Source organism: Pseudomonas sp. S150 (assembly GCF_004526365.1).
Lineage (GTDB): Bacteria > Pseudomonadota > Gammaproteobacteria > Pseudomonadales > Pseudomonadaceae > Aquipseudomonas > Aquipseudomonas putida_A.
This window is the reverse complement of the sequence record NZ_CP038207.1, coordinates 3,916,132-3,940,297: the sequence shown is the minus strand read 5'-3', so window position 1 is coordinate 3,940,297 and position 24,166 is coordinate 3,916,132. Positions and strand designations below refer to the sequence as shown.

The 24,166-nt window shown below is 59.3% G+C and carries 25 protein-coding genes, 3 tRNA genes and 5 pseudogenes; 15 read left to right on the top strand and 18 right to left on the bottom strand.

Features of this window, described 5'->3' with window-relative positions:
- Window positions 1-302: 302 nt before the first annotated feature.
- From E3Z29_RS18055 to E3Z29_RS18020, 8 genes are all read left to right on the top strand, one after another.
- Window positions 303-1,064, top strand: a complete 762-nt coding sequence (locus E3Z29_RS18055; RefSeq protein WP_134786505.1) for a carbon-nitrogen hydrolase family protein — start codon at window positions 303-305, stop codon at window positions 1,062-1,064.
- A complete protein-coding gene (locus tag E3Z29_RS18050; protein WP_177416194.1) occupies window positions 1,061-1,504 on the top strand; it encodes an N-acetyltransferase in 444 nt (147 codons plus the stop codon). The genes E3Z29_RS18055 and E3Z29_RS18050 overlap by 4 nt, the downstream gene beginning before the upstream one ends.
- A 127-nt stretch (window positions 1,505-1,631) precedes the next feature.
- On the top strand, window positions 1,632-2,273 hold the full coding sequence (gene uvrY, locus E3Z29_RS18045; RefSeq protein WP_024012761.1) for a UvrY/SirA/GacA family response regulator transcription factor: 642 nt from the start codon (window positions 1,632-1,634) through the stop codon (window positions 2,271-2,273).
- A 2-nt stretch (window positions 2,274-2,275) separates the two neighbouring features.
- The gene (gene uvrC / locus E3Z29_RS18040; protein WP_027612674.1) at window positions 2,276-4,099 is read left to right on the top strand and encodes an excinuclease ABC subunit UvrC; all 1,824 of its coding nucleotides are present in this window, start codon (window positions 2,276-2,278) and stop codon (window positions 4,097-4,099) included.
- 32 nt (window positions 4,100-4,131) lie between these two features.
- Window positions 4,132-4,692 (top strand): CDP-diacylglycerol--glycerol-3-phosphate 3-phosphatidyltransferase, encoded by a 561-nt coding sequence (pgsA, locus tag E3Z29_RS18035; protein WP_003225417.1) that lies wholly within the window; start codon window positions 4,132-4,134, stop codon window positions 4,690-4,692.
- A gap of 60 nt (window positions 4,693-4,752) precedes the next feature.
- A tRNA-Gly gene (locus E3Z29_RS18030) sits at window positions 4,753-4,828 on the top strand.
- 46 nt (window positions 4,829-4,874) lie between these two features.
- Window positions 4,875-4,948: transfer RNA gene (locus tag E3Z29_RS18025), tRNA-Cys, on the top strand.
- Window positions 4,949-5,142: 194 nt separating this feature from the next.
- A tRNA-Leu gene (locus E3Z29_RS18020) sits at window positions 5,143-5,229 on the top strand.
- A gap of 82 nt (window positions 5,230-5,311) precedes the next feature.
- On the opposite strand, the pseudogene E3Z29_RS18015 reads toward E3Z29_RS18020, so the two are convergent.
- A pseudogene (locus tag E3Z29_RS18015) lies at window positions 5,312-5,788 on the bottom strand (tyrosine-type recombinase/integrase); the annotation flags it as partial.
- 241 nt (window positions 5,789-6,029) lie between these two features.
- Between E3Z29_RS18015 and E3Z29_RS18010 the strand changes: the two are divergent.
- Both E3Z29_RS18010 and E3Z29_RS18005 read left to right on the top strand, forming a co-directional pair.
- Window positions 6,030-6,377, top strand: coding sequence for a hypothetical protein (locus tag E3Z29_RS18010; protein ID WP_098964167.1), 348 nt, complete (start codon window positions 6,030-6,032; stop codon window positions 6,375-6,377).
- Between the two features lie 246 nt (window positions 6,378-6,623).
- Complete coding sequence (locus tag E3Z29_RS18005) at window positions 6,624-7,037, top strand: hypothetical protein (protein WP_134786504.1); 414 nt, start codon at window positions 6,624-6,626, stop codon at window positions 7,035-7,037.
- Between the two features lie 43 nt (window positions 7,038-7,080).
- On the opposite strand, the pseudogene E3Z29_RS18000 reads toward E3Z29_RS18005, so the two are convergent.
- A pseudogene (locus E3Z29_RS18000) lies at window positions 7,081-7,266 on the bottom strand (IS4 family transposase); the annotation flags it as partial.
- 28 nt (window positions 7,267-7,294) lie between these two features.
- On the opposite strand from E3Z29_RS18000, the pseudogene E3Z29_RS17995 reads away from it, so the two are divergent.
- Window positions 7,295-7,633 (top strand): annotated as a pseudogene (locus E3Z29_RS17995) (MFS transporter).
- A pseudogene (locus E3Z29_RS17990) lies at window positions 7,630-7,977 on the top strand (hypothetical protein). Before E3Z29_RS17995 ends, E3Z29_RS17990 begins: the two co-directional pseudogenes overlap by 4 nt.
- A gap of 38 nt (window positions 7,978-8,015) precedes the next feature.
- On the opposite strand, the gene E3Z29_RS17985 reads toward E3Z29_RS17990, so the two are convergent.
- Window positions 8,016-8,330, bottom strand: coding sequence for a YceK/YidQ family lipoprotein (locus E3Z29_RS17985; protein ID WP_225138924.1), 315 nt, complete (start codon window positions 8,328-8,330; stop codon window positions 8,016-8,018).
- 370 nt (window positions 8,331-8,700) lie between these two features.
- The gene (locus tag E3Z29_RS17975; protein WP_098964163.1) at window positions 8,701-9,051 is read right to left on the bottom strand and encodes a hypothetical protein; all 351 of its coding nucleotides are present in this window, start codon (window positions 9,049-9,051) and stop codon (window positions 8,701-8,703) included.
- 11 nt (window positions 9,052-9,062) lie between these two features.
- Between E3Z29_RS17975 and E3Z29_RS29955 the strand changes: the two are divergent.
- Window positions 9,063-9,263: pseudogene (locus tag E3Z29_RS29955) on the top strand (terminase); the annotation flags it as partial.
- A gap of 74 nt (window positions 9,264-9,337) precedes the next feature.
- Here the strand turns inward: E3Z29_RS29955 and E3Z29_RS29450 are convergent.
- The 12 genes from E3Z29_RS29450 to E3Z29_RS17920 form a co-directional block, all read right to left on the bottom strand.
- Window positions 9,338-9,499 (bottom strand): hypothetical protein, encoded by a 162-nt coding sequence (locus E3Z29_RS29450; RefSeq protein ID WP_166495875.1) that lies wholly within the window; start codon window positions 9,497-9,499, stop codon window positions 9,338-9,340.
- 198 nt (window positions 9,500-9,697) lie between these two features.
- Window positions 9,698-10,207, bottom strand: a complete 510-nt coding sequence (gene msrA, locus E3Z29_RS17970) for a peptide-methionine (S)-S-oxide reductase MsrA (RefSeq protein WP_134786502.1) — start codon at window positions 10,205-10,207, stop codon at window positions 9,698-9,700.
- 207 nt (window positions 10,208-10,414) lie between these two features.
- Window positions 10,415-10,699 carry a hypothetical protein gene (locus E3Z29_RS17965; RefSeq protein WP_098964161.1) on the bottom strand — a complete coding sequence of 95 codons (285 nt, stop codon included), beginning with the start codon at window positions 10,697-10,699 and terminating at the stop codon, window positions 10,415-10,417.
- A gap of 107 nt (window positions 10,700-10,806) precedes the next feature.
- A complete protein-coding gene (locus E3Z29_RS17960; RefSeq protein WP_007964939.1) occupies window positions 10,807-11,037 on the bottom strand; it encodes a hypothetical protein in 231 nt (76 codons plus the stop codon).
- Between the two features lie 122 nt (window positions 11,038-11,159).
- Window positions 11,160-11,390, bottom strand: coding sequence for a hypothetical protein (locus tag E3Z29_RS17955; protein WP_007964938.1), 231 nt, complete (start codon window positions 11,388-11,390; stop codon window positions 11,160-11,162).
- A 70-nt stretch (window positions 11,391-11,460) separates the two neighbouring features.
- Window positions 11,461-13,086: an ABC-F family ATP-binding cassette domain-containing protein gene (locus E3Z29_RS17950; protein ID WP_134786501.1), complete on the bottom strand. Its 1,626-nt coding sequence runs from the start codon at window positions 13,084-13,086 to the stop codon at window positions 11,461-11,463.
- 145 nt (window positions 13,087-13,231) lie between these two features.
- Window positions 13,232-14,260, bottom strand: coding sequence for a DNA topoisomerase IB (locus tag E3Z29_RS17945; RefSeq protein WP_096796534.1), 1,029 nt, complete (start codon window positions 14,258-14,260; stop codon window positions 13,232-13,234).
- A gap of 69 nt (window positions 14,261-14,329) precedes the next feature.
- Window positions 14,330-15,409: a molybdenum ABC transporter ATP-binding protein gene (modC, locus tag E3Z29_RS17940; protein WP_098964158.1), complete on the bottom strand. Its 1,080-nt coding sequence runs from the start codon at window positions 15,407-15,409 to the stop codon at window positions 14,330-14,332.
- A gap of 3 nt (window positions 15,410-15,412) precedes the next feature.
- Window positions 15,413-16,093 (bottom strand): molybdate ABC transporter permease subunit, encoded by a 681-nt coding sequence (gene modB, locus E3Z29_RS17935; protein WP_003225407.1) that lies wholly within the window; start codon window positions 16,091-16,093, stop codon window positions 15,413-15,415.
- A complete protein-coding gene (gene modA / locus E3Z29_RS17930; protein ID WP_134786500.1) occupies window positions 16,094-16,861 on the bottom strand; it encodes a molybdate ABC transporter substrate-binding protein in 768 nt (255 codons plus the stop codon). It abuts the gene before it with no gap.
- Between the two features lie 168 nt (window positions 16,862-17,029).
- On the bottom strand, window positions 17,030-18,094 hold the full coding sequence (locus E3Z29_RS17925; protein ID WP_134786499.1) for a nitronate monooxygenase family protein: 1,065 nt from the start codon (window positions 18,092-18,094) through the stop codon (window positions 17,030-17,032).
- Window positions 18,095-18,195: 101 nt separating this feature from the next.
- On the bottom strand, window positions 18,196-20,658 hold the full coding sequence (locus E3Z29_RS17920) for an autotransporter (RefSeq protein WP_134786498.1): 2,463 nt from the start codon (window positions 20,656-20,658) through the stop codon (window positions 18,196-18,198).
- 188 nt (window positions 20,659-20,846) lie between these two features.
- On the opposite strand from E3Z29_RS17920, the gene E3Z29_RS17915 reads away from it, so the two are divergent.
- Together E3Z29_RS17915 and E3Z29_RS17910 are read left to right on the top strand one after the other, a co-directional pair.
- Window positions 20,847-21,830 carry an MDR family oxidoreductase gene (locus E3Z29_RS17915; RefSeq protein WP_134786497.1) on the top strand — a complete coding sequence of 328 codons (984 nt, stop codon included), beginning with the start codon at window positions 20,847-20,849 and terminating at the stop codon, window positions 21,828-21,830.
- 61 nt (window positions 21,831-21,891) lie between these two features.
- Complete coding sequence (locus E3Z29_RS17910) at window positions 21,892-22,350, top strand: GyrI-like domain-containing protein (RefSeq protein WP_134786496.1); 459 nt, start codon at window positions 21,892-21,894, stop codon at window positions 22,348-22,350.
- On the opposite strand, the gene ada is transcribed toward E3Z29_RS17910, so the two are convergent.
- Window positions 22,347-23,414 (bottom strand): bifunctional DNA-binding transcriptional regulator/O6-methylguanine-DNA methyltransferase Ada, encoded by a 1,068-nt coding sequence (gene ada, locus E3Z29_RS17905; RefSeq protein ID WP_134786495.1) that lies wholly within the window; start codon window positions 23,412-23,414, stop codon window positions 22,347-22,349. The genes E3Z29_RS17910 and ada overlap by 4 nt on opposite strands.
- Window positions 23,415-23,500: 86 nt before the next feature.
- A complete protein-coding gene (alkB, locus tag E3Z29_RS17900; RefSeq protein WP_134787591.1) occupies window positions 23,501-24,166 on the bottom strand; it encodes a DNA oxidative demethylase AlkB in 666 nt (221 codons plus the stop codon).

Sequence of the window (24,166 nt, the reverse complement as noted above, 5' to 3'; positions counted from 1 at the left end):
TTTTTATGGGCGCCGGTGGGTATCAGGCGCGCCAGTGGCTAAACCAATACCCAAAATAAAAGCTGACAGGAGCGCAAGCGTCATTCGCCCGGGCAGCCGCAACCGAGCGCAGGGCGCTGGCGGAACGAAGCTGTGAGAGGGCGTTGAACATGGTTGTCTCCGATGAATGCGCCGAGCTTACTAGAGGCCCGTACGGCTGAGCAATCAGAAATTGCTATCGCCATTGCGGAGGTTACCTATCGCTTGAGTGCTGCAGGCGTTGTGACACACTGGTTGCTTTGCACAAACACCAAGGATGATTCATGTCGATGTTCACGGTCGCTGCAGCCCAGTCGCTCTCCATTGCCGGTGATCTGGCGGCGAACATCGCCCGTCATTTGCGCTTCATGGCCGTGGCGGCGGAGCAGGGCGTCGAGCTGCTGGTGTTCCCGGAGCTGTCGCTGACAGGCTACGAAGGCCAGATGGCCGCAGACCTGGCAATCGATCCGCAGGATGCTGTGCTGCAACCCTTGCGCGATTGCGCTCGCGAGCTAGGCCTCACCGCTGTCGTCGGTATGCCGATTCGCGATAGGGACAGTTCGAAGGTATTGATCGGCGCGCTGACATTAGGAGGGGATGGTTCTCTTGAGGTTTACAGCAAACAACATCTGCACAGTGGCGAAGAGCTTTTCTATGCCCCAGGTGCTGGTGGTTCGTCCTTGAGCATAGGCGGCGATACCATAGCGCTGGCGGTCTGCGCTGATTTTTCCCATGCCAGTCACGCGGCCGCGGCCGCCGATCTTGGTGCCGACCTGTACGCAGCAGGCGTGCTGATCGGGGAAAAAGGCTACGGCGTGGATAGCGCGCTGCTGCAGGGCTATGCCCAAAACCACTCAATGGCGGTGCTGATGGCCAATCACGCCGGGCTCACGGGTGGATGGCAATCGGCGGGTCGCAGCGCGTTCTGGTCTGAAAGCGGGACGCTGGTGGTGGCGGCGCGAGGGCCGGGTGAAGTGTTGGTTATTGCCCGGCGTGATGCCGGCGCATGGCAGGGGCGGGTAGTACCCGTGGCGGTAGACCTGTGACCTGGGCATTGCGTCGTGCCGAATCGGCAGATCGGGCGTTCGCCCGAAAGCTGACGTGCCAGAACATGCTGCGCTATTACATTGACCACGAGCTGCTGTGGCAGGACGAAGCGTTCGACGTTGCCTGGGATGGGCGGGACAACTGGCTGGTCCTTCTTGGTGAAGTTCCTGTGGGATTTTTCAGTCTCAGTCATGATCGCCGGGCCTTGTACATCCGCGAGCTGCAAATAGCCGAGGTCTCTCGCAGGCAAGGTGCAGGATCCTGGGCGATTGATCAGGTTGTCGCTTTGGCTCGCGGCGAAAAACTGCCAGCACTGCGTTTGACAGTATTCAAAAATAATCCGGCGCAAAGTCTGTATAAGAGAAAAGGCTTCAAGGTGTGCGGTGAGGACGAGTGTTTCCTGAGGATGGAGCTCGATTTCGGTACACTTGTGCTCTGAAACCCACGGCCGGCAAGCCTTCGATGATGAATTGAAACTTTTTAAATGATGCTTGCCGCTAGGTCTGTCTGGCACTTTTTGCTAAGGTGTCCGGCATCCCAATAAGACCATATCGCGAGGTGTCTGCTTGATTAGGGTGCTAGTGGTCGACGACCATGATCTCGTTCGTACAGGCATTACACGTATGCTGGCCGATATCGATGGCTTGCAGGTGGTTGGACAGGCCGAGTCCGGGGAAGAATCCCTGATCAAGGCCCGTGAGTTGAAACCCGATGTGGTCCTGATGGACGTAAAGATGCCCGGTATTGGTGGCCTCGAGGCCACGCGCAAGCTGTTGCGCAGCCACCCGGACATCAAGGTCGTCGCGGTGACCGTGTGCGAGGAAGATCCATTTCCTACGCGCCTGTTACAGGCTGGTGCCGCCGGCTACCTGACCAAGGGCGCTGGTTTGCCGGAAATGGTTCAGGCGATCCGTCTGGTGTTTGCCGGGCAGCGTTACATCAGTCCGCAGATTGCCCAGCAACTGGCGATCAAGTCGTTCCAGCCAACCAATGATTCACCTTTTGATGCCTTGTCCGAACGGGAAATCCAGATCGCGTTGATGATTGTCGGCTGCCAGAAGGTGCAGATCATTTCCGACAAGCTCTGCTTGTCGCCGAAAACGGTGAACACATATCGCTACCGGATTTTCGAAAAGCTGTCGATCAGCAGTGACGTCGAGCTGACGTTGCTGGCTGTGCGCCACGGCATGGTGGATGCCAGCGCCTGATCATGACTGAAGTATTCGATTCCGGCGCCTTCCTGGCGACTGTCAGTGGGCGCCCCGGCGTCTATCGCATGTTCGACAGCGATGCGCGCCTGCTGTATGTCGGCAAGGCCAAGAACCTCAAGAAGCGCCTTGCCAGCTATTTTCGCAAGACCGGGCTGGCGCCAAAAACCGCTGCGCTGGTCGGGCGTATCGCGCAGGTCGAAACGACCATTACCGCCAACGAAACCGAGGCGTTGCTGCTTGAGCAGACCCTGATCAAAGAGTGGCGGCCGCCGTACAACATTCTGCTGCGCGACGATAAGTCCTATCCCTATGTCTTTCTGTCTGACGGCCAATTCCCACGTCTGAGCATCCACCGTGGCGCGAAGAAGGCCAAGGGCAAGTATTTCGGCCCGTACCCGAGCGCCGGGGCCATTCGCGAAAGCCTCAGCCTCTTGCAAAAGACCTTTTTCGTCCGTCAGTGCGAAGACAGCTATTACAAAAATCGCACGCGCCCGTGTCTTCAATATCAGATCAAGCGTTGCAAGGCGCCTTGTGTCGGTCTGGTCGAACCTGAGGTCTACGCCGAGGATGTACGCCATTCGGTGATGTTTCTCGAGGGGCGCAGTCATGCCCTGACCAATGAGCTGTCCACGGCAATGGAAGAGGCGGCAATCAATCTCGAATTCGAGCGCGCCGCCGAGTTGCGTGACCAGATTGCCTTGCTGCGCCGTGTTCAGGATCAGCAAAGCATGGAAGGTGGAACGGGCGACATCGATGTTATCGCAGCTTTCGTCAACCCGGGCGGCGCTTGCGTTCACTTGATCAGTGTGCGCGGCGGTCGGGTGTTGGGCAGCAAGAACTTCTTTCCGCAGGTGGGTATCGAGGAGGAGGTCGCTGAAGTCATGGCGGCGTTCCTCGGTCAGTACTACATCAGCAGTCCGGAGCGCGACCTGCCAGGCGAACTGATCGTCAACGTGGTTCCCGAAGATGCCACGGCTCTGATCGACGCCATCCACGAGCTGCGCGGTCGGGAGCTGAGCATCAGCCACCGGGTACGCGGCACGCGGGCTCGATGGCAGCAGTTGGCGGTCACCAATGCTGAGCAAGCGCTGGGCGCACGCCTGGCCAATCGTCAACACACGGCTGCGCGCTTCGATGCGCTGGCAGAAGTGCTGAACCTGGATGAGCCGCCGCAGCGTCTTGAGTGCTATGACATCAGTCACTCCAGTGGTGAGGCCACCGTCGCATCCTGTGTCGTGTTCGGCCCCGAAGGCGCGATCAAATCCGACTATCGTCGCTATAACATTGAAGGCGTCACGGCGGGTGATGATTATGCAGCCATGCACCAGGCGTTGACCCGGCGCTTCAGCAAACTGAAGGATGGCGAGGGCAAGCTGCCGGACATTCTGTTGGTGGACGGCGGCAAAGGTCAGTTGTCGATGGCCCGCGACGTACTCAACGAGCTGGCGGTGCCGGATCTCATTCTTCTGGGTGTGGCCAAGGGTGCAACACGCAAGGCAGGCTTCGAAACTTTGTATCTCAATGATGCCGCGCATGAGTTCACGCTGCGTGGCGATTCCCCGGCGTTGCACCTGATCCAGCAGATTCGTGACGAGGCGCACCGCTTCGCAATCACCGGCCACCGTGCGCGGCGCGGCAAGACCCGCCGCACCTCGACGCTGGAAGGCGTTGCAGGTGTCGGGCCGACCCGACGTCGGGACTTGTTGAAACATTTTGGTGGATTGCAGGAGCTGTCTCGTGCAAGCATCGAAGAGATCGCCAAAGCACCGGGGATCAGTAAAAAGCTCGCAGAGTCGATTTATGCAAACCTGCATAGCGAGTAGAATGCCAACTCACCTCGTAGCCAGTTGTGCCGATGAATATCCCTAATCTGATTACCGTTCTCCGCGTCCTGCTCATCCCGATCTTCATTTTGCTGTTTTACCTGCCTTACCAGTGGAGCTATATGGCCTCCGCTTCGGTATTCGCCTTTGCGGCGGCAACTGATTGGCTGGATGGCTATCTGGCCCGCCGCCTTGAACAAAGCACGCCGTTCGGCGCGTTTCTCGATCCGGTTGCCGACAAGCTGATGGTGGCAGTCGCTTTGGTACTGCTGGTTCAGGAACACGGCAATTTGTGGCTGACACTTCCCGCAGCCGTCATCATCGGCCGCGAGATTGTCGTATCGGCCTTGCGTGAATGGATGGCCGAACTCGGTGCCCGCGCTCATGTAGCAGTGTCCAATCTCGGCAAGTGGAAAACCGCGGCGCAGATGCTGGCGCTGGTGATCCTGCTGGCCAATCCCCGCGATTTCAGCTTCTGGGTGCTGCTGGGTTACGCCTTGCTGATGATCTCGGCGGGCCTGACGTTGTGGTCGATGGTTCAATACCTGCGGGCCGCCTGGCCGCATCTGAAAACCGACGTTGAAAAGAAATAAAACTTTTTTGAATCAAAGGGTTGACGGGGCATCTGAAATCTATAGAATGCGCCACACCAAGCGGGAATAGCTCAGTTGGTAGAGCACGACCTTGCCAAGGTCGGGGTCGCGAGTTCGAGTCTCGTTTCCCGCTCCAAGTTTGTACGCGGTTGTTGTTGTGCTACTAAACAGCGATCGTTTGAGGCCGAGTAGCAAAATGGTTATGCAGCGGATTGCAAATCCGCCTACGCCGGTTCGATTCCGACCTCGGCCTCCACTATAAACAAGCTCCGTAGATCCATGATTTACGGAGCTTTTTTATTTTCAGTGCACTGCAAGATTTAGTCTTGAAATCAGCCACTGTGAACTTGCTTCACCGGGACGTGATGTATATATTTCCCGCTCTGCTTCAAAGGCTCAACAAAGTCAGATTCTCTTGCCGACTGATTTGAGCACTACAACAGCGCTACCGCCCGAATGGCGAAACTGGTAGACGCATGGGACTTAAAATCCCCCGCTCGTAAGGGCGTGCCGGTTCGATTCCGGCTTCGGGCACCATCTTAAATCAAGGGTTTGCGGGCGAAAGCTGAGGCAAACCCTTGTTTGTTTCCGGGTCGCAATTCTGACATTGGTTCGCAATTCACTTTGTGGGCATGACCTTTTTACCCTTTCGATTGCGAATGTACTGCTCTGTCATCCCTACGGTGGTATGCCCAAGTTGATCCTTGGCCCGCATGATGTCGCCGCTCGATTCAGCCTTATCAGTACCAGCCTTGGCGCGTAAATCACGCATTTGAAACTCGGCCTTTTCAACACCAACTGCCTCCCTGGCCACATCAAATCTCCTGCGCAACATTGCCTCCGTCATCGGAGTGCCGTTTTCTGCCACGATCAGCCGCGTCGAGCGGACTTTGTGTCCGGACTTCCTGGCTATGATTCGATCAATCAAAACTTTCAGCTCACCGGTTACCTCAATCCGTCGTTTGGCCTTCGTTTTCCCCTGGAGCACCCAGATTTGGCCGTCGCGCACGTTTCGTTCATCCATAAGCCGCGTGTCTGTTACTCGCTGGCCAGTCAAATAGGCCAAGTCCATGGCATCGCGCAGTCCGGCGTCAGCCTTGTCGTGCACCTCTTCCCAAGACACAGGTCATCTCCTTGGCGATGAGCAATGTGTCTATTAAAAAGTGTCCACCATGTCTCCGAACACCTGTCCACCATGTCTCCGGTACATACATAGTGCAGGCGAGAGGGAGTGCATTCGAGTGGTGTCGGCAGCGGGGAGGGGTTAAAGAAATGAAGGGGCTAAGCCGATAGGCTTGCGTCTGTATTGATGCCAAACATGAACGCTGGAGTATGAAATGCCGTTGGAAAGATCGCGAATTGGCGTGTTCGCCGCACTTATTGGCTGCACTCTTGCATCGACCGCACATGCTGCCAGCGAACATGAGATGGCCGTCGGTGGTGCAGCTCTCTACCAAGTCTGCGGAGAGAAGCATCCAGAAAAGGAGCTTTCTTTAGAGCAATTCATATCGCTACATCCACACATGTCGACTCAATTAGCAAACGACATTCGGGAATTCTCCTCGCAGCCAAAACACAAAGCGGAGCTTGAGCAAATGGTTGTACGCATGCGGACCGAGGCCACCCAAGAATTACTTGAAGTGATATGTGATAGCTATTACCGAGATGCAAAGGGGCGGGAGTAGGCCACAGTTTTCTTTCGCATCGGGGTGTGATCTGACCGGGGCTCAACCGGTATTGAGCGGATGGGGCAGCCCTGAAGACTACCTGTTGGCACATCCGCCGCCCGAGGCTTGGCCTCAGATCACACCCCGATGCGCTCTCATAGAGAGGATCGGGTAGTTAACGACTGGCTGTCGTGGCGCTGGTTGTTTAGCCCGTAGCGCTGAAGGCTGGTAGCATCGAACTCCTTTTCGGAGCGCGCAATTGCTATGCATCAGGTTGTTGAAAGGGCGTTGAACGTGATCGCAACAGAGAGCAGCGAGCCCGAATACACTGAAGCGTTCAGCGCTGCGCGGGCAGTCGTCCTTGAGTTTGGGGAGGAAAATCTGGCTGACCGGCTTTTTGCCGATATTCCCGATTCAATCTCTTTCATGCAAGTGGCCCGGCTCTTCGATTTTCTCGCCTGGCAGACGGAGGACAACGGGTCAGCGATGACTCGCGCTATTGAGCGTTGGCTGGTAGAAGGCACCAATTTGCGCAAGGTTCAGATCGCTCTCAATCTCGACGTCTACCCGTTTCTGGATGAGCGCGAGATGGATCGAGTGCTGTCTGATGTGGCTGTATCACTCCCGGAGATGGCTGATAGATGCCAGCAGATAAGCAGCTCTCGGAAAAGTTGGTAGCACCTGGTCTACATCCCAAAGCCCGCTCTTAGAACCATCCCTTTCAAGGTCTTCTCGTTTTGGCGGCCTTGATTACCCTGTCCGTTGAAACATGAGCATGCACCGCTGTGCTTTGGACCCACGTCTTAGGCTTTGGCACCTTGGAGCCTCGGGGGCTTTTCACAACTTGTTTTGGCTGGATGTTTCTGGCTAGTTCCAACAAGCGCTGAACCAGTTTTTCCGCAGGGATAGCCATTCGCATTTAAGGAGTCGAGTGCATGGAGTTATTGCAGCGCCTGCTCGACAAGATCGACAGGTTTGAATTGCTGATCGCAGGACTGGTCGGCGCTGTCGTCGCAAGCTGGGTGGCACAAAGACGATCTGGCCGACTGGCGCGCCTGGCTGATCTTCCTGATCACCGGCATCGCTTGCTCGCTGTACCTGACGAGCAAGGTCAGCACCTATCTGGGTGTGACTGAGCCGAAGAATGTCGCGGCATTGGCTTCCTGCTGGGCACCTTCGGGCGGATCGCTCTTGCGGCCATCAACCGAGCCATCAGAGCCGCTGACCTCCGGGTGCTCATTCGCCAGCGGTTCGGGGGAGGCAATCCACCATGAGTTTTGAACTGATCAACTCTATCGCCTGCGGCTTTATTGCCTTGTGGGCGACTTGGTGTGTTCTGAGCGGTCGAGTGCGGGACGGAATCCTCGGCAAGCTGATCTAGTCAGCGATCGCCATCAGCGGGTTTGTGGTGATGAGCCGCAACCAGAACATCTTCATCATCGGCCCGACCACCGCCGGGATCACGCTTCACGTCTCGCTGGCCCTTGCCGGTATGCGTCACATCTTCATGGTCATCTGGTGGCGCCGGGTGAAGGCCTGGCTGTGCCGAACGCTGAACTGTGAGCACTGCATGCGTTGTGAAAAGACGCCGGGCGGGATCGAGCGGCGCGGCAAGTAGATCGCGCCACCATCTCATCGAAGTGGTCAGTACAGTTGCTACTCTAAACGAGCCTTCTTGATATCGCCGTGCTTGTTTTGCAGATAGATGGAATAGGGCAGCACGACAGTGTCTGTAACCGCTGAGAGCCCCATGTCGAGAACAATAAGTGCGGGCGCAGGATATCCATCGAAACCAGTGCTTCGCCGTGGTTCCGCGTCTAGCGTGCAGTAATTAAAGACTGTACCGCTGTAGATTCGCGGAACCGAGTCACAATGGGAATGCCAACGAGCCAGTTTATTGCTAGCCACGGCATCGTCCCGGAAGGTCGTGTTGATTGTTCCGCACCCGGTCACTGAAGCGGCCGCGAGCATCAAAACAATGTATCTGAAGGTCATTGGTCGATTCCGTTCGAAAGAAATGAATGGTAGCTGTTTATCTGGAGTGAAGAATTCCAATTTTCCAGGTCGCGACACGTTTCGCGAATCAGCAAATTGTGTCGCGACACGGGAGCAGCGCATGACCGCATAAATTCATGACATTGGGGATCAGCGATCACACCTGACCGTAACGGCTGAAGACGGTGTCCACGTGCTGCCCTGTGACCTTGTGCGTTCAGTGATCGCCGGCGAAAAACCATCCGCAATCCTGACAGAGCCAGTCATGCGCCGGATCATTGAAGAGTGGTTCGGAATGGTGATGGTGCGGTAGGCGTGCCGCAGGGATACTGCGGCTTTGACTTGGTTACTTGTATGCGAAGGTAATCTTAGCGCTGACTAGAGCCTGTCCGTTGATTGTTACCTTGCAGAATTTCACGGGGGTGGATTTTGCCCCGTCGGCCTCATCTGGCTCGCATTCAAGAAGGCCCGTCTTGTCACCGAATGGCAGTTGTTCGCCCTTTGTGGCTTTACTGAGGTCTATTCGGAACGGTTGACGGTAGTTCACGCCTGCGAGAACTTGTGGCTCGCCATCGCTCAGAAAGCCCGAGCGCGGAGTGGCGCACAGAGTACCTACAATCCGCTTGCCATCAATAATGTTGGCATCTGTGTAGCAAACAATTTTTCCAGCCTCGGTGACGAGATTAGAGGGACCCAAGTTGGTCCAGGTCTCTTCTGGAATCGCGACGCATCCGAAGAGAGTTGCGGCAGCAGTCCGGGTCGATCTACCACGCTTAGGACCGCAAGCTGAACCAGTGCTTCGACACTGTGCTGCCCGGTGAGCCGCTGTTTATCGGCATGGACTTCAACGTCGGCAAGATGGCGGCGATGTTTTTAACCTTGACGAAAAATCAGGCCCAGCCCCGCGCTGGGCTTTTTTGTACCTGCTGTTCGGCCAGAAAACAAAAAGCCCAGGCATACCCGGGCCAGTTGAGGGAACACATTCAGCGCGAATCAACCTCTTTTGCAGCCTGGGCGTTTGATCGTTCCTTGCGCCTGCGCAGCCAGCTGAAGAATGCATGTACCGGGTGTAAAAACGCAGCCAGTACGCACAGTAGCATGATGGTGAAAATGGCAATCAGCGGGAGGCTTTCGTGCGAGAACATGGTGGGGTACTCCTGTAGGCACTATGTTGGAACCCGCAGGCTAGACGCTTTGAGCCATGCTTGCGATGAACGTATGTTCATCCTTGGGCGCTTGAACTGTGCTACGGAGGGCTCACCAAAATGATCAATTGCAGAGGTGCGCGAGCGCCGGCCTTCAGTAAAGGCCAGCGCTGTGCGTGGAGTGATTACGCAGGTGTGTTATAAGCTGCGCTTGGGCAACTTCCAGTTCGGACGGATGAAGTGGCAGGTGTAGCCATTCGGTATCCGCTCCAGGTAGTCCTGGTGCTCAGGTTCCGCTTCCCAGAACGGCCCCGCCGGTTCGATTTCGGTGACTACTCGGCCCGGCCAGAGACCGGAAGCGTCAACGTCGGCGGCGGTATCCTCGGCGATGTCGCGTTGCTCTTCGCTGAGATAATAGATCGCCGAACGATAGCTGGGGCCGAGATCGTTGCCTTGGCGGTTGGGCGTACTCGGATCGTGGATCTGGAAGAAGAACTCGAGGATCTGCCGGTAGCTGATCACCGCCGGGTCGAAGATGATTTCGATGGCTTCAGCGTGGTTGCCGTGGTTGCGGTAGGTGGCGTTCGGTACATCGCCGCCGCTGTAACCGACGCGGGTTTCCAGCACACCGGGATAACGCCGCAGCAGGTCCTGCATGCCCCAGAAGCAGCCCCCGGCGAGAATCGCGGTTTCGGTTTGTCCGGTCATGATTTTTTGCCTCTCGGTGACTGTGGATACGGTTCTGGTTATGAGGGCGCATTGGCTATTTGCAAGCTTGCCTCAGGGCTACGGGCTGCTCGAACCGGTGTTTTCAACAAAAAGCCCTGACGATAAGGTCAGGGCATTGATGGGTTCGAGCGGTGAGTTCGGGACAATTCACGTCGAGTGATGGACTTTAAACACGACATCAATCGGTTATACGAACGCTTGCCCGAAAAAGCCCCTTGGCAGGCGCTGCGGCCCGGCCAGCGCGGTCAGGCGTTCGATCCACTCCGAACGCCAGTTTGACGCACCGTGATCAGCCTTGGTGTGGCGCGCTGCGCGGCGTGCGGCATTGCGCTGGGTCTTGCGTGCTTCTTTGTAGGCGTCGGTGTTGCGGCAGCTGCGGCATTTGACGCGATTGAGTTCCAGGCTTGAGGCAAGGTTGTCGCCCTTGTGACCACAAGCCAGATGTCCTTCTGTTTTGAAATGGATAACCATGAACCGTCTCCTGGGTGACGTGTACAGGTTTTGACCGCCCACACCTCGGGGCGTTCGGTACATCGGCCAGACGGTACGCCGGTTAGCTGTCGTTTATCGCGGTGCAGTCATCTGAAACGTGGCAGTGGCCGCTCGACCGGTTGTAGCGACGACAGGGTGCTGCGGATCAGCGGTGTGTCTTTTTCGATGTCGTTCAGTCGGTCGCGGATGCGCAAGGCAGTCGGATGGCCGCCTTGATGATCGACCCAGTCGGCGATTTCCTTGCAGGCCGCCGCCAGGCGAGCCTGACGGGAGTCGAGCAGGGTGAGGAGGGTGGTGATGGACTCTTTTTCGGACATGGAACACCTCCGTTCAGACAAACCGTTGAGAGGCAGCAAAAAGCCCGCGGGCTGCGAGCTCTCTGCCGTTGGGGCGCTGGTCCGTCAGCTGCTTTGAGTATAGACCCCGCCTGTCAATTGCATCAGCCGGCCGATTGTCGCGCCGGCAGCGGCGAGCTGGCCGCATTGAGCCGTCGGCATTCGCGTCGGGCATCTTCCTCAAGATCGTAGCCGTCGCCGATGAAGCCGCCGGTGCGGGTGTCGTTGATCCGAAACCAGCTGCTGGCCTCAGCGGGTTCATGTTGGCTTTCCCCGGCGCGGCGGCCGTGAATGATGATCTTGTTGCAGCGCTTCACGACAAAGATGTCTTCCATGGCGTCACCACAGCAAATAGGTGTCAGATCAACTATAGAAGCCTTGGCCAATCGTGCAAAAAATAGCCAGTCAGTTCGTCGGTTGCAGCCGCCACTCTGTGGCATGCCAATCCAGGTGGTGCGTCGGTTTCAACGCCTGTAGAAACTCAGTGTCGTGGGAAACCGCAAAAATTGCGCCGGGAAACGTCTGCAATGCCTGCTCGAAAGCCTGAACCGATGGTAGATCCAGATGATTGCTCGGCTCATCGAGCAGCAACAATTGCGCAGGTGTCTTGCCCCACAAGGCCACCGCCAGCGCGGCTTTCAAACGTTCTCCACCGCTCAGTGAAGCGCTCGCTCGAGTGACCCGCTGCGCGTCCAGTTGCAGATGCGCCAGATGGCTGCGCAATTCGCTCTCACTCAACGGACTCTGCAGCGCGAGCAGTTGCTCGATGACGCTGAGACGGTCATCCAGCAGCTTCAGATGCTGGTCCAGATAAGCCGCAGGAACATGGGTGATGCATTCGCCGCTGGCGGGATGCATTTGACCTGCGAGCACTCTGAGCAACGTCGATTTGCCGCAGCCATTCGGACCATTGACGGCGACGCGCACAGGACCGCTCAGCGTGAGATTGAACGGTTGCGCCGGCAACCATGGCACGCAGGCATCAATCAGCGTACAGACTTTGCGCGCAGCAGGCACTGCGCTGCCGGGCAGGTTCATCAGCACCGCATCATCCGCGAGCACTTTGGCATAGGCATCGCGCACCCGTGCATCAAGCTCCGATTTGCGCTGCTGATGACCATGACGCACCTGGCCCATGATCTGCCTCGCCGCACCTTTGAGGCCGGCGCGTTCGAAGCCCGAGACGTTGGCGGTTTTGGCTTTGCGCAGTGAGCGGGCGGCATGCCGCTGGATGGTGTCGTGCTCGTTTTGCAAGCGCTGCTGCTCGCGCCGGCGCTCGGTTCGGCTTTGATCCAGCGTGGCTTGCGCCGCCGCCTGATGGATCTGTCGTTGCTGCTGGTAAACGGAAAAATTGCCGCCGTACACCGTGACACCCAGCGGCGTCAGCTCGACGATACGCTGCATGCGCTCAAGCAATTGCCGGTCGTGACTGACGACGATCAATCCACCGCGCCAGCGTTCCAGTTCGCTCATCAACCAGTCGCGGCCGGGGCCGTCGAGATGATTGGTCGGCTCATCCAGCACCAACAGGCGCGCCGGACTCAGAAGCGCCCCGATCAACGCCAGCCGCGCTTGCTGGCCGCCGCTCAGCGGTTGGGTCAGATCCGTGGGAGCAATGTCCGGCAGACCGGCGTTATCCAGTGATTGGCGCAGACGTTCGGGCAGATCCCAGCGCTCGCCGAGGATGTCGAAATCCTCTGCTGCCGCCTCGCCAGACTGCAGCCGTTGCAATGCGCAAAGAGCGGCCGCGGTGCCGGTGGCGTCGGCCACGGTCTGCCGCGCATCGGCGGTGAATGTTTGCGCCACATAAGCCAATGGAACCGAGCAGGTGACGCTACCGGCAGTTGGTTGCAAGTGCCCGGCGATCAGCTTGGCCAGCACGCTTTTACCGACGCCGTTGCGCCCGACGATGGCGGTGTGGGTGTGATCGAATTGCAGATTCAGGTCGTTGAAAATCGTCTCGCCATTAGCGAACTGAAAACTGGTTTGATTCAGGGAGACGAGGGCAGGCGTACGCGAGACGTGAGTCATCGGCACCTCCGAAAAATGTCGTGAAGACTGACAGGCGCTATTCAGCGCTTATCGCGATTACATTTTCAGAAGGCTTGATTGTTCACTGTCTGCGGTCATCCGGACGGGGGAAAGGTGGCTAGCCTAGATCACCCATCCGCCGCGATCAAGACGCGTCCATCATTTGCTCGAGAAACATCGCCAGCGCCACTTCCTCGGAGCGCAAGCCCTTGCGCACCCTAGGGCGTGGCAGTTCGGCCAGCGCGCCGAGCAGGAAACGCTCGACCACGGCCGGATGGATGTAGCACTTGCGGCACACCGCCGGGGTGTTGCCCAGCTGTTTGGACACGCTCTTGACCATCTCCACCACATGCCGTTTCGCCTCGGCTTCCGACTCCCATTGCAGTTCGCGCAATACCGCCAGAGCCAGTGCGCTGCCGGCCCAGGTGCGGTAATCCTTGGCGGTGAAGTCAGCGCCGGTGAGGGTTTGCAGGTAGCTGTTGACGTCGTGGGAACTGACGGTGTGCCGCTCGCCGTTTTCGTCCAGATACTGGAACAGATTCTGTCCGGGGATTTCCAGGCAGCGCTTGATGATGCGCGCCAGGCGACGATCCTTGACGGTGATCTGGTGTTCGATGCCGCTCTTGCCGCGAAACTGGAACAGAATCGCGCTGCCGTTGACCTCGACATGCCGGCTGCGCAGGGTGGTCAAGCCATAGGAGCGGTTGTCCCGCGCGTATTGGGTATTGCCGACACGAATCAATGTGGCGTCGAGCAGCGTGATGACCGTGGCCATGACTTTGTCGCGGCTGAAGCCGGGGGCGTCCAGCAGGGTTTCAAGCTGTTTGCGCAACTTCGGCAATGCCATGCCGAACTCACGCAAGCGCGAGTACTTGTCGGCATCACGCACCTCGCGCCAGCGCGGGTGATAGCGATACTGCTTGCGGCCCCGGGCATCGCGTCCGGTGGCCTGCAAATGGCCACGCGGATCGGCGCAGATCCACACGTCGGTGTAGGCCGGCGGCACTGCCAGCGAATTGATCCGTTTGATCTCATCAGGGTCGGTGATGCGCTGCCCGGCCGGATCGAAATAGGCGAACTTGCCGCGCAGCTTTTTACGGGTGAGGCCGGGTTGGGTATCGTCGACGTAATGCAGGTCGGGCGGTAAGACGTCGGCTAGTGCGGTGTCGGGCATGGCGGTGTCCTTGGCGAATCGCTCTGTTACAGCGATTGACCGCGCGCCGTGGCCGTCGTGCCAACCAATTCAGGCCAGCACGGCGACGGCCTTGATCTGCGCCCATAAATGCTGGCCCGGGTGGATGCCGAGCTGATCCCGGGAAAACCGCGTGATCCGCGCCAACAGCGGTGTGCCGCCGGCATCCAGACGAATCAGCACATGCGCGGCATTGTCCGCCGCCAGCTCGCTGACCACGGTCACCGGCAAGCGATTGAGGATGCTGCTGGCCTCGCTGTTGTGCAGGGCCAGACTGATATCGCGGGCGTGCACCTTGCAGCGCAGGGCCTGACCGACCGCCATCGGCGCGTGAGTCACACGGATGTTCATGGCAGTCGCCGGCAATTGCAGACTCAGCAACTGGTACTCGGCATCATAGGCGCTGACCTGGCCTTCGATGATCACTCCGGCGTCATCGCCCAACGCCATTGGCAGGTCAAGGCGCGCGAGGGTTTCGCCAATCGGGCCGCTGGCCAGGGCCTTGCCGTCGCTGAGCAGCACCAGATGATCGGCCAGGCGGGCGACCTCATCCTGCGCATGGCTGACGTAAAGCACCGGGATGTCCAGCTCGTCGTGCAGACGTTGCAGGTACGGCAGGATTTCGTTTTTGCGCTGGCTGTCGAGAGCGGCCAATGGCTCATCCATCAGCAACAGTTTCGGGCTGGTCAACAGCGCGCGGGCGATGCCGACACGTTGGCGTTCGCCGCCGGACAGATGCTGCGGATGACGCTCCAGCAAATGACCGATGCCCAGCAGTTCGGTGGCTTGCGCCATGTCGACCCGGCGCTGGGCCTTGGCAATGCGTTTAAGGCCAAATTGCAGGTTGGCCAGCACTGACAGGTGCGGAAACAAACTGGCTTCCTGGAACACGTAACCGATTGCACGTTTGTGCGGCGGGACAAAAATCCGCCGTTCGCTGTCCTGCCAGACTTCGTCGTTGATCTGGATGAAACCCTGCTCGGCTCGCTCAAGCCCGGCGATACAGCGCAGGCAAGTGGTTTTGCCCGACCCGGAATGACCATACAGCGCAGTCACGCCACGCCCCGGCAAGTGCAGATCGACATCCAGGCTGAAACCCGGATAAGTGATTTTCAGACGTGCATCAATCATCGATCAGCTCCAGCCCGCGCGGGTCTTGCGGCTGGAGTAGAGCGCCAGCAACACCAGAAACGAAAACACCAGCATCGCCCCGGCCAGCCAATGGGCCTGGGCATATTCCATCGCCTCGACATGGTCGTAGATCTGCACCGAGACCACGCGCGTCTTGTCGGGAATGTTGCCGCCGATCATCAGCACCACGCCGAATTCACCAACGGTATGCGCGAAACCGAGGATCGCCGCCGTCACAAAACCGGGGCGGGCCAACGGCAGAATCACGCTGAAAAAAGTGTCCCAGGGATTGGCGCGCAAGGTTGCGGCCACTTCCAGTGGGCGGGTGCCGATGGCAGAGAACGCGTTCTGCAACGGTTGCACCACAAACGGCATGGAATAGATCACCGAACCGATCACCAGCCCGGTAAAACTGAAGGTCAGAGTGCCCAGACCCAGCCATTGCGTGAAGTGGCCGAGAAAGCCATTGGGCCCCATCGCCAGCAGCAGATAAAAGCCGATCACGGTCGGCGGCAGTACGAGGGGCAGGGCGACGATAGCGCCGATGGGGCCACGCAGCCAGGAACGGCTGCGCGACAACCACAGGGCAATCGGCGTGCCGACGACCAGTAGGATAGCGGTGGTCAGGGACGCCAGTTTCAGGGTCAGCCAGATCGCCGCGAAGTCGGCACTCGTCAGCGACATTTAGAGCTGGTAACCGTAGGACTTGATCACCGCAGCGGCTTTCGGGCCCTTGAGGTATTCAACCAGCGCTTTGGCAGCGGCGCTGTCCTTGCCTTTGTTGAGAATCACCGCGTCCTGTTTGATCGGTTCGTGCATGCTCGCTGGAACGATCCACGCCGAACCGCTGGTGACCTTGCCGTCCTTGTAGATCTGCGACAGTGCGACAAAACCCAGTTCGGCGTTGCCGGTGGACACGAACTGGTAGGCCTGGGTGATGTTCTGGCCTTCGACGATCTTCGCCTTGGTCGCCTCAGTCAGATTGAGTTTTTCCAGCACTTGAGTAGCGGCCAGACCGTATGGCGCGGCTTTCGGATTGGCGATGGACAGGTGCTGGTATTCATTCTTCTTCAGGACTTCACCTTTGGCGTCGACATAACCTTCTTTCGCCGACCACAGCGCCAGGGTGCCGATGGCGTAGGTGAAGCGCGAACCCTTGACGGTGTCGCCTTCTTTTTCCAGTTTTTCCGGCGTGGTGTCGTCCGCCGAGAGGAACACTTCGAACGGCGCGCCGTTTTTGATCTGGGTATAGAACTGACCGGTGGCACCGTAGGCGGCGACCAGTTTGTGCCCGGTGTCTTTTTCGAAATCGGCAGCAATTGCCTGGATCGGCGCGGTGAAGTTGGCGGCAACGGCCACCTGCACTTCATCAGCCTGAGCGGTACCGAAGGCGAATACCGAAAGCAGGGTGGCCAGGCAGGTTGGGGCAAAACGTGGGGCACGAATGGTCATGTAACAGCTCCGTTATGGGCGAGTGCAGAGGGCAGTTATTGTTGGAGGTGGACTGCACCGATGCGAAGGGTGGAACGCTATATAGCGAAATATATAGCGAAATGCCGCTAAACAGGAAGTGCTGGTGAACACAGGGTGAGGTGGTGCCATGTCTCACCCTGCGCCGGATCAGCGGCGGAGCAGTTTTGCCAGAGCGCCATCCGCCAGTTGCCGGGTCAGATCAGCGCTGTTCAGCTCTTCGCCCAATGGGAACGCCTGACCGGCCCAGAGGTTGCTGAACTGCGCTTCACTTTTGGCACGCAACGGTATCAGCGCCCCGCCGGCCAGCGGGAAGGCCGGAGCTTTCGGTGACATCGGGCCGATTTCGCGCATCACCCGATTGAGAATGCCGCGAGCCGGGCGGCCGGTGAACAGGTTGGTAATCGCAGTTTCACTTTCCTTGGCGCTGCGCAGCGCCTGGTGATGCGAGGCGCTGACTTTCGCTTCCGGTGTGAACAGATACGCGGTGCCGACCTGCACCGCTGACGCACCGAGTACCAATGCTGCGGCGACACCGCGTGCATCGGCAATGGCGCCGGCAGCGATCACCGGCACCTTGACCGCATCGACGATCTGCGGCACCAGCGCAAAAGTGCCGACCTGACTGCTCAAATCATCGCTGAGAAACATCCCGCGATGCCCGCCAGCCTCGTAACCCATGGCGATGATCGCGTCGCAACCGTTTTGCTCAAGCCACATCGCTTCATCGACAGTGGTGGCGGACGAGAGGATTTTCGCGCCAGTGGCCTTGACCCGATCCAGCAGGGATTTTTCCGGCAGACCAAAGTGAAAGCTCACCACCTCAGGACGAAACTCTTCGAGCACGGCGCACGCTGCCGCATCGAATGGCGCGCGGTTGGAAACCGGTGTCGGTGCGTCGAAATCCACGCCCAATTCGCGGTAGTAAGGCTCCAGCAGGTTTTTCCAGTCTTGCGCGCGCTGTTCATCGGCGGCCGGTGGCTGGTGGCAGAAGAAATTGACGTTGAACGGTTTGCGGGTGTGCTCGCGAATGGTCCTCAGCTCTTCGCGCAACTGCTCGATGCTCAGCATTGCGGCAGGCATCGAACCCAAGCCGCCGGCGTTGCACACGGCGATCACCATTGCCGAAGTCGTGGCGCCGGCCATCGGGGCCTGAATGATCGGCAGCTCGATGCCGAGCAGGTCAAGAATGCGAGTGTCAGGCCATTGGCTCATGAAAGCGGTTCTCCGAACGATGAAACGGGGCAGGGACGGCAGAGCCGGTTTTTTAACAGCAAAACCGGACTCGGGGCCAGTCTGAATTTTCAATGCAGCCATCAGCGGCGATGAAAACCGCCGCCCCCGCCGCCCCCAAATGAGCGGTTCATGACTTGCGAGGAGTTGTGAAAGTTGTTGGTGCGCTGGTTGCCGAAGTTGCGCGCAGCAGACTCGCGATTGAGGTTCTGCAGTTGCGCATTGTTGTTGACCGGCGCCGTGCGGGCCGGGCTGCCCTTGACCATCGATTGCCAGCCGTTGTCGGTTTTCTTGTAGACGTTGCCGTCGCGCCCGGCATAGACGTTGTCGCCAACCCGTGCGGCGCCGCCGTTGCGGCCTTTCACGCCGGCATACTGCGTGGTCTTGTCGGTGTTGGGGTTGTACACCGCGCCACGATTGGCGGTGACCTGGGTGCCGGTGCGAGCATTACCTGCGGTGACCCGGCCACCGGCGATGGCGCCACCATTCGGCCCGACCACTTCACCGCTGCGTCCAGCCGCGTAGTTGCCGGTGTAGGCGTTGTGCACCGCGCCGCGTTGGCCTGCCGCCGCAATGCCGGTGCGCGAGTTATAGGACGAGCCAACCTGACCGGCCCAGCGATTGCCGGTCCAGGCGTTGTAGCCGGCGCCATAGCGGCTGACGGTCGCGCGATCCCCCCACTGACGATAAATGTTGCCGGTGGTGCCTGCCCAGCCACCGGGCCCCCAGGCCACAGCACCGCCACGATAGCCATAAGCGGCGCCGCCCCAGGCCAGTGGCGCGGGGTACAGGCGCGGGCCCCAGGCGTAACCCCAGCCATAATTGCCCCACCATGGATAAGCGCCCCAGCCCCAACCCATCGCCACGGTGTTGCCGCCCCAGCTCCAGCCGAAGCCGAAACCGAAGGTCCAGCCTGTCCACGGCGTATAGCGCATGGCGACGCCGAAACCGTAGGTAACCGGTGGCCCATACCAGACGCTGCCGACCCACGGCGTGTAAGGATAACCGGTGCCGTAGACCACCACGCCGGTGGCCGGATCCAGATTCGACCCTTGATAACCCGGGGTATAGCCGACCACCACGGTGTCGCCGCTGGACTCATAGACTTTGACGTAGGTGAGGTAATGCATCGGCGAACTCGGCGGGATCGAATAGATCACCGCCGGCACCGAACTGGCGACGCTCCATGGTCCGTTCACCGACGTGGCGCTGAACCAGATACCGTTTTCCACCGCATACCAGTTGTCGTTGTCGACACGAATAATCGGCGTCGCGCTGTTGACCACGTATTGCAGTGATGTGGGGTTGATCGCCTTGAGTTGCGGTTCGCCATCGAACTGAGGTGCGGTCATTTTCACTGCGCTTTTCTTGATCGCCGAGGTTTGCGGGATGGTCGCCGCGATCGCGGCTTCCTTGGCCTGCGGTGTGCCGGCGACCGAAGCCTTGACGTTCTCTTTCGGGCTGTCATCCGGGATGTTGGCGAAATCTGCCGGCAGTTTGTCCGCCGGGGTAAACGTCCATGGGCCGCGCATGTCGGCAGCGCGAAACCAGCGCCCGGAGATCAGCACGTAACTGTTCTGGTCGCCGATTTCCTTGAAGATGTGCCCGGTGGTGTTGCTCACGTAGAGCAGGCTGGTGCCCTGAATCGGTAGCCACTGCGCTGCGCCGTCGGTGACGATCAGCTCAGTGGGCGTGGTGGCGATGAAGATTTTCGGCTGCGGCGGTCTGGCCAGATTTGGCACCTTGTCTTTCGGATCACTCTGCCCGGTCAGCAAATCGACCTGACGGTTCTGGATCGCCGCCTGTTTGGCCTTCTCCAGATCGGCCGGCGGCGTGGTCAGACGGGTGTATGCGCCGCTGAGGCTGTCAGCGACCATCCAGCCATCGAACACATGCAGGTAGTGCTTGCCCTCGGCGTCCTTGAGCAATAGCGGGCGAGTGTTGATCACCCGCTGCAGCGCGGTGCCGTCGACCGCCCGGTACACGGCGTCGCCATCGATGTAGACGAGCAGTGCGGGAACGTCGGAACTGATGATCGTCGGCGGGGTGTTTTCCAGCGGCGCGCTGTCGGCTTTCTGCTCGGCCGACAGTACGCCGACGGCGGCTTCAAGTTGATCGAGGGAGATGGTTTTCTTGCGACTTTCGGCATCTTTCTGCAGCGCGCCGAGCCAGACGTCGGCCTGACTGGCGTCGGCAGGGAAGTCGGCCTTGATGATCTTGTACTGATCCAGTGCGACCCAGCGCGTGGCCTTGTCGACCAGCGTGTGCGCGCTGAACTGGACGATGCCGAAGGTGGGTTTGCCGTCGGCGCCGGTGGCTTCGACGGCAGCCCGGGCATTGAGGGTGTAGCCATCCCAGCTGTCGAGTTGCGGCTGGTAAACAGTCAGTTTGGCCTTGCCGCTGCTGATCACTTGCGGCCACGTCGGCGCGCTCGGGGCAGCGTCGGCAGCGACAGGTTTGCTGGCGGTAGCCGGGGCAGCCCAAGGGTTGCCAACCGTCAGCAGGCACAGCATCAGTATCGCAAGCAACGAGCGCGGGTAAGACATTGTCAGCTCCATCGACAGGGCCGCTTTCAGCAGGATGGCAGCGAAAGCACGACCGTCGAAAAAGCATAGCCGCCCACTTCACAATTACCGGGCGGATTCGCGAATTGGCGCAAAGTCGGGTGGGGCAATGTGTTGCTTTGTGTTATTTCAGGGCACGAGGATTTGAATCCATTGATTGAGAGGCAGCCATGTTCAACGGCATTTTGATCGACAAAGACGACAGCGGTTACCGCGCCAGCCTGCAGCAGATCAGCGAAGCGCAGTTGCCTGAAGGCGACGTGACGGTGAAGGTCGCGTACAGCACGCTGAACTTCAAGGACGGACTGGCGATTACCGGCAGCAGCCCGGTGGTGCGCAAGTTCCCGATGGTGCCGGGAATCGACTTGGCGGGCACGGTCGAGGTCAGTTCGCATCCCGATTACCAGGTCGGTGATCAGGTGCTGCTCAACGGCTGGGGCGTGGGCGAGAGTCACTGGGGCGGGCTGGCGCAAAAGGCGCGGCTCAATGGCGACTGGCTGATTCCGTTGCCCAAAGCCTTTACCGCGGCGCAAGCCATGGCCATCGGTACCGCCGGCTACACGGCGATGCTGTGCATTCTGGCGCTGGAGCGTAACGGCGTGACCCCGGATCAGGGCGAAGTGCTGGTGACTGGTGCCAATGGCGGAGTGGGCAGTTTCGCCATCGCCTTGCTCAGCAAACTCGGTTATCGCGTGGTGGCGTCCACCGGCCGGGTGTCCGAGCATGAGTACCTGAAGCAACTGGGTGCCAGCGAGATCATCGATCGCGCAACTTTGTCTGAGCCGGGCAAGCCCTTGGCTAAGGAACGCTGGGCCGCAGTGATCGATTCGGTCGGCAGTCACACCTTGGCCAACGCCTGTGCCAGCACCCGCGCCGAAGGCACGGTGGCGGCCTGCGGCTTGGCTCAAGGCATGGATTTTCCGGCGTCGGTTGCACCGTTCATTCTGCGCGGTGTGACCCTGGCCGGAATCAACAGCGTAACCCAGCCCAAGGCACGGCGGATCGAGGCCTGGGCGCGCCTGGCCAAGGATCTGGACTTCGCCCTGTTGCCTTTGATCAGCCATGAAATCGCCCTCAGCGAAGCCATCGACGCGGCGCCAAAACTGCTCGCCGGACAGCTTCGCGGCAGGGTTGTGGTCGACGTCAATCGCTGACAGAGTAGGCGTCATTGCGGCCCTGTGTGGCCGCACTTCTATACAGGGAGCCGCAATTTCGATGGATTTGAAACGACAGCAAATCGACGCCTTCACCGTTGCTGGCCTGCAGGTTCGCACCACCAACGCCGCAGAGCACCAAGCCGAAACCGCGAAAATCGGCCCGATGTGGGGCCGGTTTTTCGGCGAGGAGTTGGCCGAATCCATTCCCGGCAAGTCAGCCAATTCGCCGATTTATGGCGTGTATTCGGCTTACGAGTCGGATGCTTCGGGTGCGTTTGACGTTACCGCTGGCGTTGCCGTGAATGCTTCAGTCAAAGACTTTGAGTCCGTGCGGATCGAAGCGGGCGAGTATCTGGTGTTCGAAGCGCAGGGGCCGTTGCCTGATGCGGTCATCTCGACCTGGGGAAAGATCTGGGACTTCTTTGCAGCCAATCCGCAGATTCAGCGCCGTTACGCTACCGACTTCGAGGCCTATACCGGCCCCGAGTCCGTGTCGGTCTACATCGGCGTGCGCTAAGACTGGGTTTCGCGTTCCAGCAACTGGCGCTTACGCTCTACGCCCCAGCGATACCCCGACAGATTGCCATCGCTACGCACCACGCGATGGCAGGGGATTGCCACGGCCAGACGGTTGGCGCCGCAGGCTTGCGCCACGGCGCGCATGGAGGTTGGCGCGCCAATGCGTTGGGCGATTTCGGCGTAACTGGCGGTGCGACCCACTGGAATCTCCCGCAACGCCTGCCACACCCGTTCCTGAAACGCTGTGCCACGCACATCCAGTGGCAAGTCGAGGCCCAGCGCTGGCGCTTCGATGAAACCCACCACTTTGGCGATCAATTGCTCGAATCCGGCGTCGGCGCCAATCAGGTTTGCGTTGCGGAACTGATCCTGCAGATCGCACACCAGTTGGTGCGGATCGTCGCCCAACAGAATCGCGCACACGCCGCGCTCACTCTGCGCCACCAGAATCGCCCCGAGCGAACATTGGCCAACGGCAAAATGAATGTCGTTGTTGCGTCCAGCCGCGCGGTAGTCGCCGGGTTTCATCCCCAGCACCTTGTCGGCTGACTCATAAAAGCGGCTGTTGGAATTGAAACCCGCGTCGTACAGCGCATCGGTCACCGTGCCGCCATCCGCGAGCCGTTCACGCACCCGGCGCGAACGATGCGCCGCCGCGTAACCCTTTGGTGTCAGGCCGGTTGCGGCCTTGAACACCCGATGAAAATGGAAAGGACTGAGGCCGGCGGTTTCGGCGAGTTCATTGAGTGCGGGCACTGTTTCACTCGACTCGATCTGCCGACAGGCCATCGCCACGGTCGCGGCGTGCTGGCTGGCGACTTCAGTCTGATCCTTGCTGGTGCGCTTGCTTGGGCGGTAACCCGCCGCCTCGGCAGCTTGAGCACTTTCGAAGAACTCGACGTTCTGCGGCTTGGGCAAACGTGAAAGGCTGCTGGGGCGGCAGTAGATGCCGGTGGTTTTCACCGCATAGACAAACTGTCCGTCGGCCCGCGGGTCACGTGCAACGACGGCGGCCCAGCGTGGATCGGTTTCAACGTTGATGAGGGGTGAAAGCTTTTTCATGGCGAGTAGTCCGTTGACCTGTTTGATTCAGGTTAATCAGCGGCGATGTTGGTAACACTCCGGGCCTTGCGGTCAAACTTTTCAGTTCACCCGGCGACACGCAAGGTCAGGTTGATCCGGCGTTCGCCCAACTGTTGATGCCGCCCGGGTTTGATCGGCAGTACGCCGTGAAAGCGCAAGCGATCAACCCCGCCCCAGATCACCATGTCGCCATGCAGCAGAGGAATGCGCTGGCTTTTGTCGCTACGGGCAAAACCACCGAACAGGAACATCGCCGGCAACCCCAATGACAGCGAAACGATCGGCGCCGCGTAGGCATTTTCGTCTTTGTCCTGATGCAAAGACATTTTCGCGCCGGGGACATATTGGTTGATCAGGCAGGAGTCTGGATGAAAGTCGGCAAATCCAGCGCGCTGTGCTGCTTTGCGCGCCAGTTCTGACAACACTTCTGGCATCGCCGGCCAGGGCTGGCCACTCAGCGGGTCGACGGTGCTGTAGCGATAACCGCTACGGTCGGTGATCCAGCCCAGGGTTCCGCAACTGCTGGTGCCCACCGACATGCTGAAACCGCCCGGGGTCATCATGTGGCGCAACGGTGCTACGGCGAGAATGGCTTCCAACGCTGGCAATAGTTGATCGATCACCGGCAAAGCGAAGCCGCGCAACACCCACGATTGTTCGCCGATCTGCTCGGCGCGGGGTTGTTGCTCGGGTTCGTGGTCGGCGAACAGGTCGAAGGTGGTCGGGTGCAT

Coding starts and splice junctions, on each gene's coding strand:
- E3Z29_RS17960 (WP_007964939.1), bottom strand. CDS start 11,037: ATGTCCGAAAAAGAGTCCATCACCACCCTCCTCACCCTGCTCGACTCC.
- alkB (WP_134787591.1), bottom strand. CDS start 24,166: ATGCACCCGACCACCTTCGACCTGTTCGCCGACCACGAACCCGAGCAA.
- E3Z29_RS18010 (WP_098964167.1), top strand. CDS start 6,030: ATGCCGTTGGAAAGATCGCGAATTGGCGTGTTCGCCGCACTTATTGGC.
- modB (WP_003225407.1), bottom strand. CDS start 16,093: ATGTCGCTGACGAGTGCCGACTTCGCGGCGATCTGGCTGACCCTGAAA.
- uvrC (WP_027612674.1), top strand. CDS start 2,276: ATGACTGAAGTATTCGATTCCGGCGCCTTCCTGGCGACTGTCAGTGGG.
- E3Z29_RS17955 (WP_007964938.1), bottom strand. CDS start 11,390: ATGGAAGACATCTTTGTCGTGAAGCGCTGCAACAAGATCATCATTCAC.
- E3Z29_RS17925 (WP_134786499.1), bottom strand. CDS start 18,094: ATGAGCCAATGGCCTGACACTCGCATTCTTGACCTGCTCGGCATCGAG.
- msrA (WP_134786502.1), bottom strand. CDS start 10,207: ATGACCGGACAAACCGAAACCGCGATTCTCGCCGGGGGCTGCTTCTGG.
- ada (WP_134786495.1), bottom strand. CDS start 23,414: ATGAAAAAGCTTTCACCCCTCATCAACGTTGAAACCGATCCACGCTGG.
- E3Z29_RS17915 (WP_134786497.1), top strand. CDS start 20,847: ATGTTCAACGGCATTTTGATCGACAAAGACGACAGCGGTTACCGCGCC.
- pgsA (WP_003225417.1), top strand. CDS start 4,132: ATGAATATCCCTAATCTGATTACCGTTCTCCGCGTCCTGCTCATCCCG.
- E3Z29_RS18005 (WP_134786504.1), top strand. CDS start 6,624: ATGCATCAGGTTGTTGAAAGGGCGTTGAACGTGATCGCAACAGAGAGC.
- E3Z29_RS17910 (WP_134786496.1), top strand. CDS start 21,892: ATGGATTTGAAACGACAGCAAATCGACGCCTTCACCGTTGCTGGCCTG.
- modC (WP_098964158.1), bottom strand. CDS start 15,409: ATGATTGATGCACGTCTGAAAATCACTTATCCGGGTTTCAGCCTGGAT.
- E3Z29_RS17920 (WP_134786498.1), bottom strand. CDS start 20,658: ATGTCTTACCCGCGCTCGTTGCTTGCGATACTGATGCTGTGCCTGCTG.
- E3Z29_RS17945 (WP_096796534.1), bottom strand. CDS start 14,260: ATGCCCGACACCGCACTAGCCGACGTCTTACCGCCCGACCTGCATTAC.
- E3Z29_RS17965 (WP_098964161.1), bottom strand. CDS start 10,699: ATGGTTATCCATTTCAAAACAGAAGGACATCTGGCTTGTGGTCACAAG.
- E3Z29_RS17985 (WP_225138924.1), bottom strand. CDS start 8,330: ATGCTCGCGGCCGCTTCAGTGACCGGGTGCGGAACAATCAACACGACC.
- E3Z29_RS29450 (WP_166495875.1), bottom strand. CDS start 9,499: ATGTTCTCGCACGAAAGCCTCCCGCTGATTGCCATTTTCACCATCATG.
- E3Z29_RS18055 (WP_134786505.1), top strand. CDS start 303: ATGTCGATGTTCACGGTCGCTGCAGCCCAGTCGCTCTCCATTGCCGGT.
- modA (WP_134786500.1), bottom strand. CDS start 16,861: ATGACCATTCGTGCCCCACGTTTTGCCCCAACCTGCCTGGCCACCCTG.
- E3Z29_RS17950 (WP_134786501.1), bottom strand. CDS start 13,086: ATGACTCACGTCTCGCGTACGCCTGCCCTCGTCTCCCTGAATCAAACC.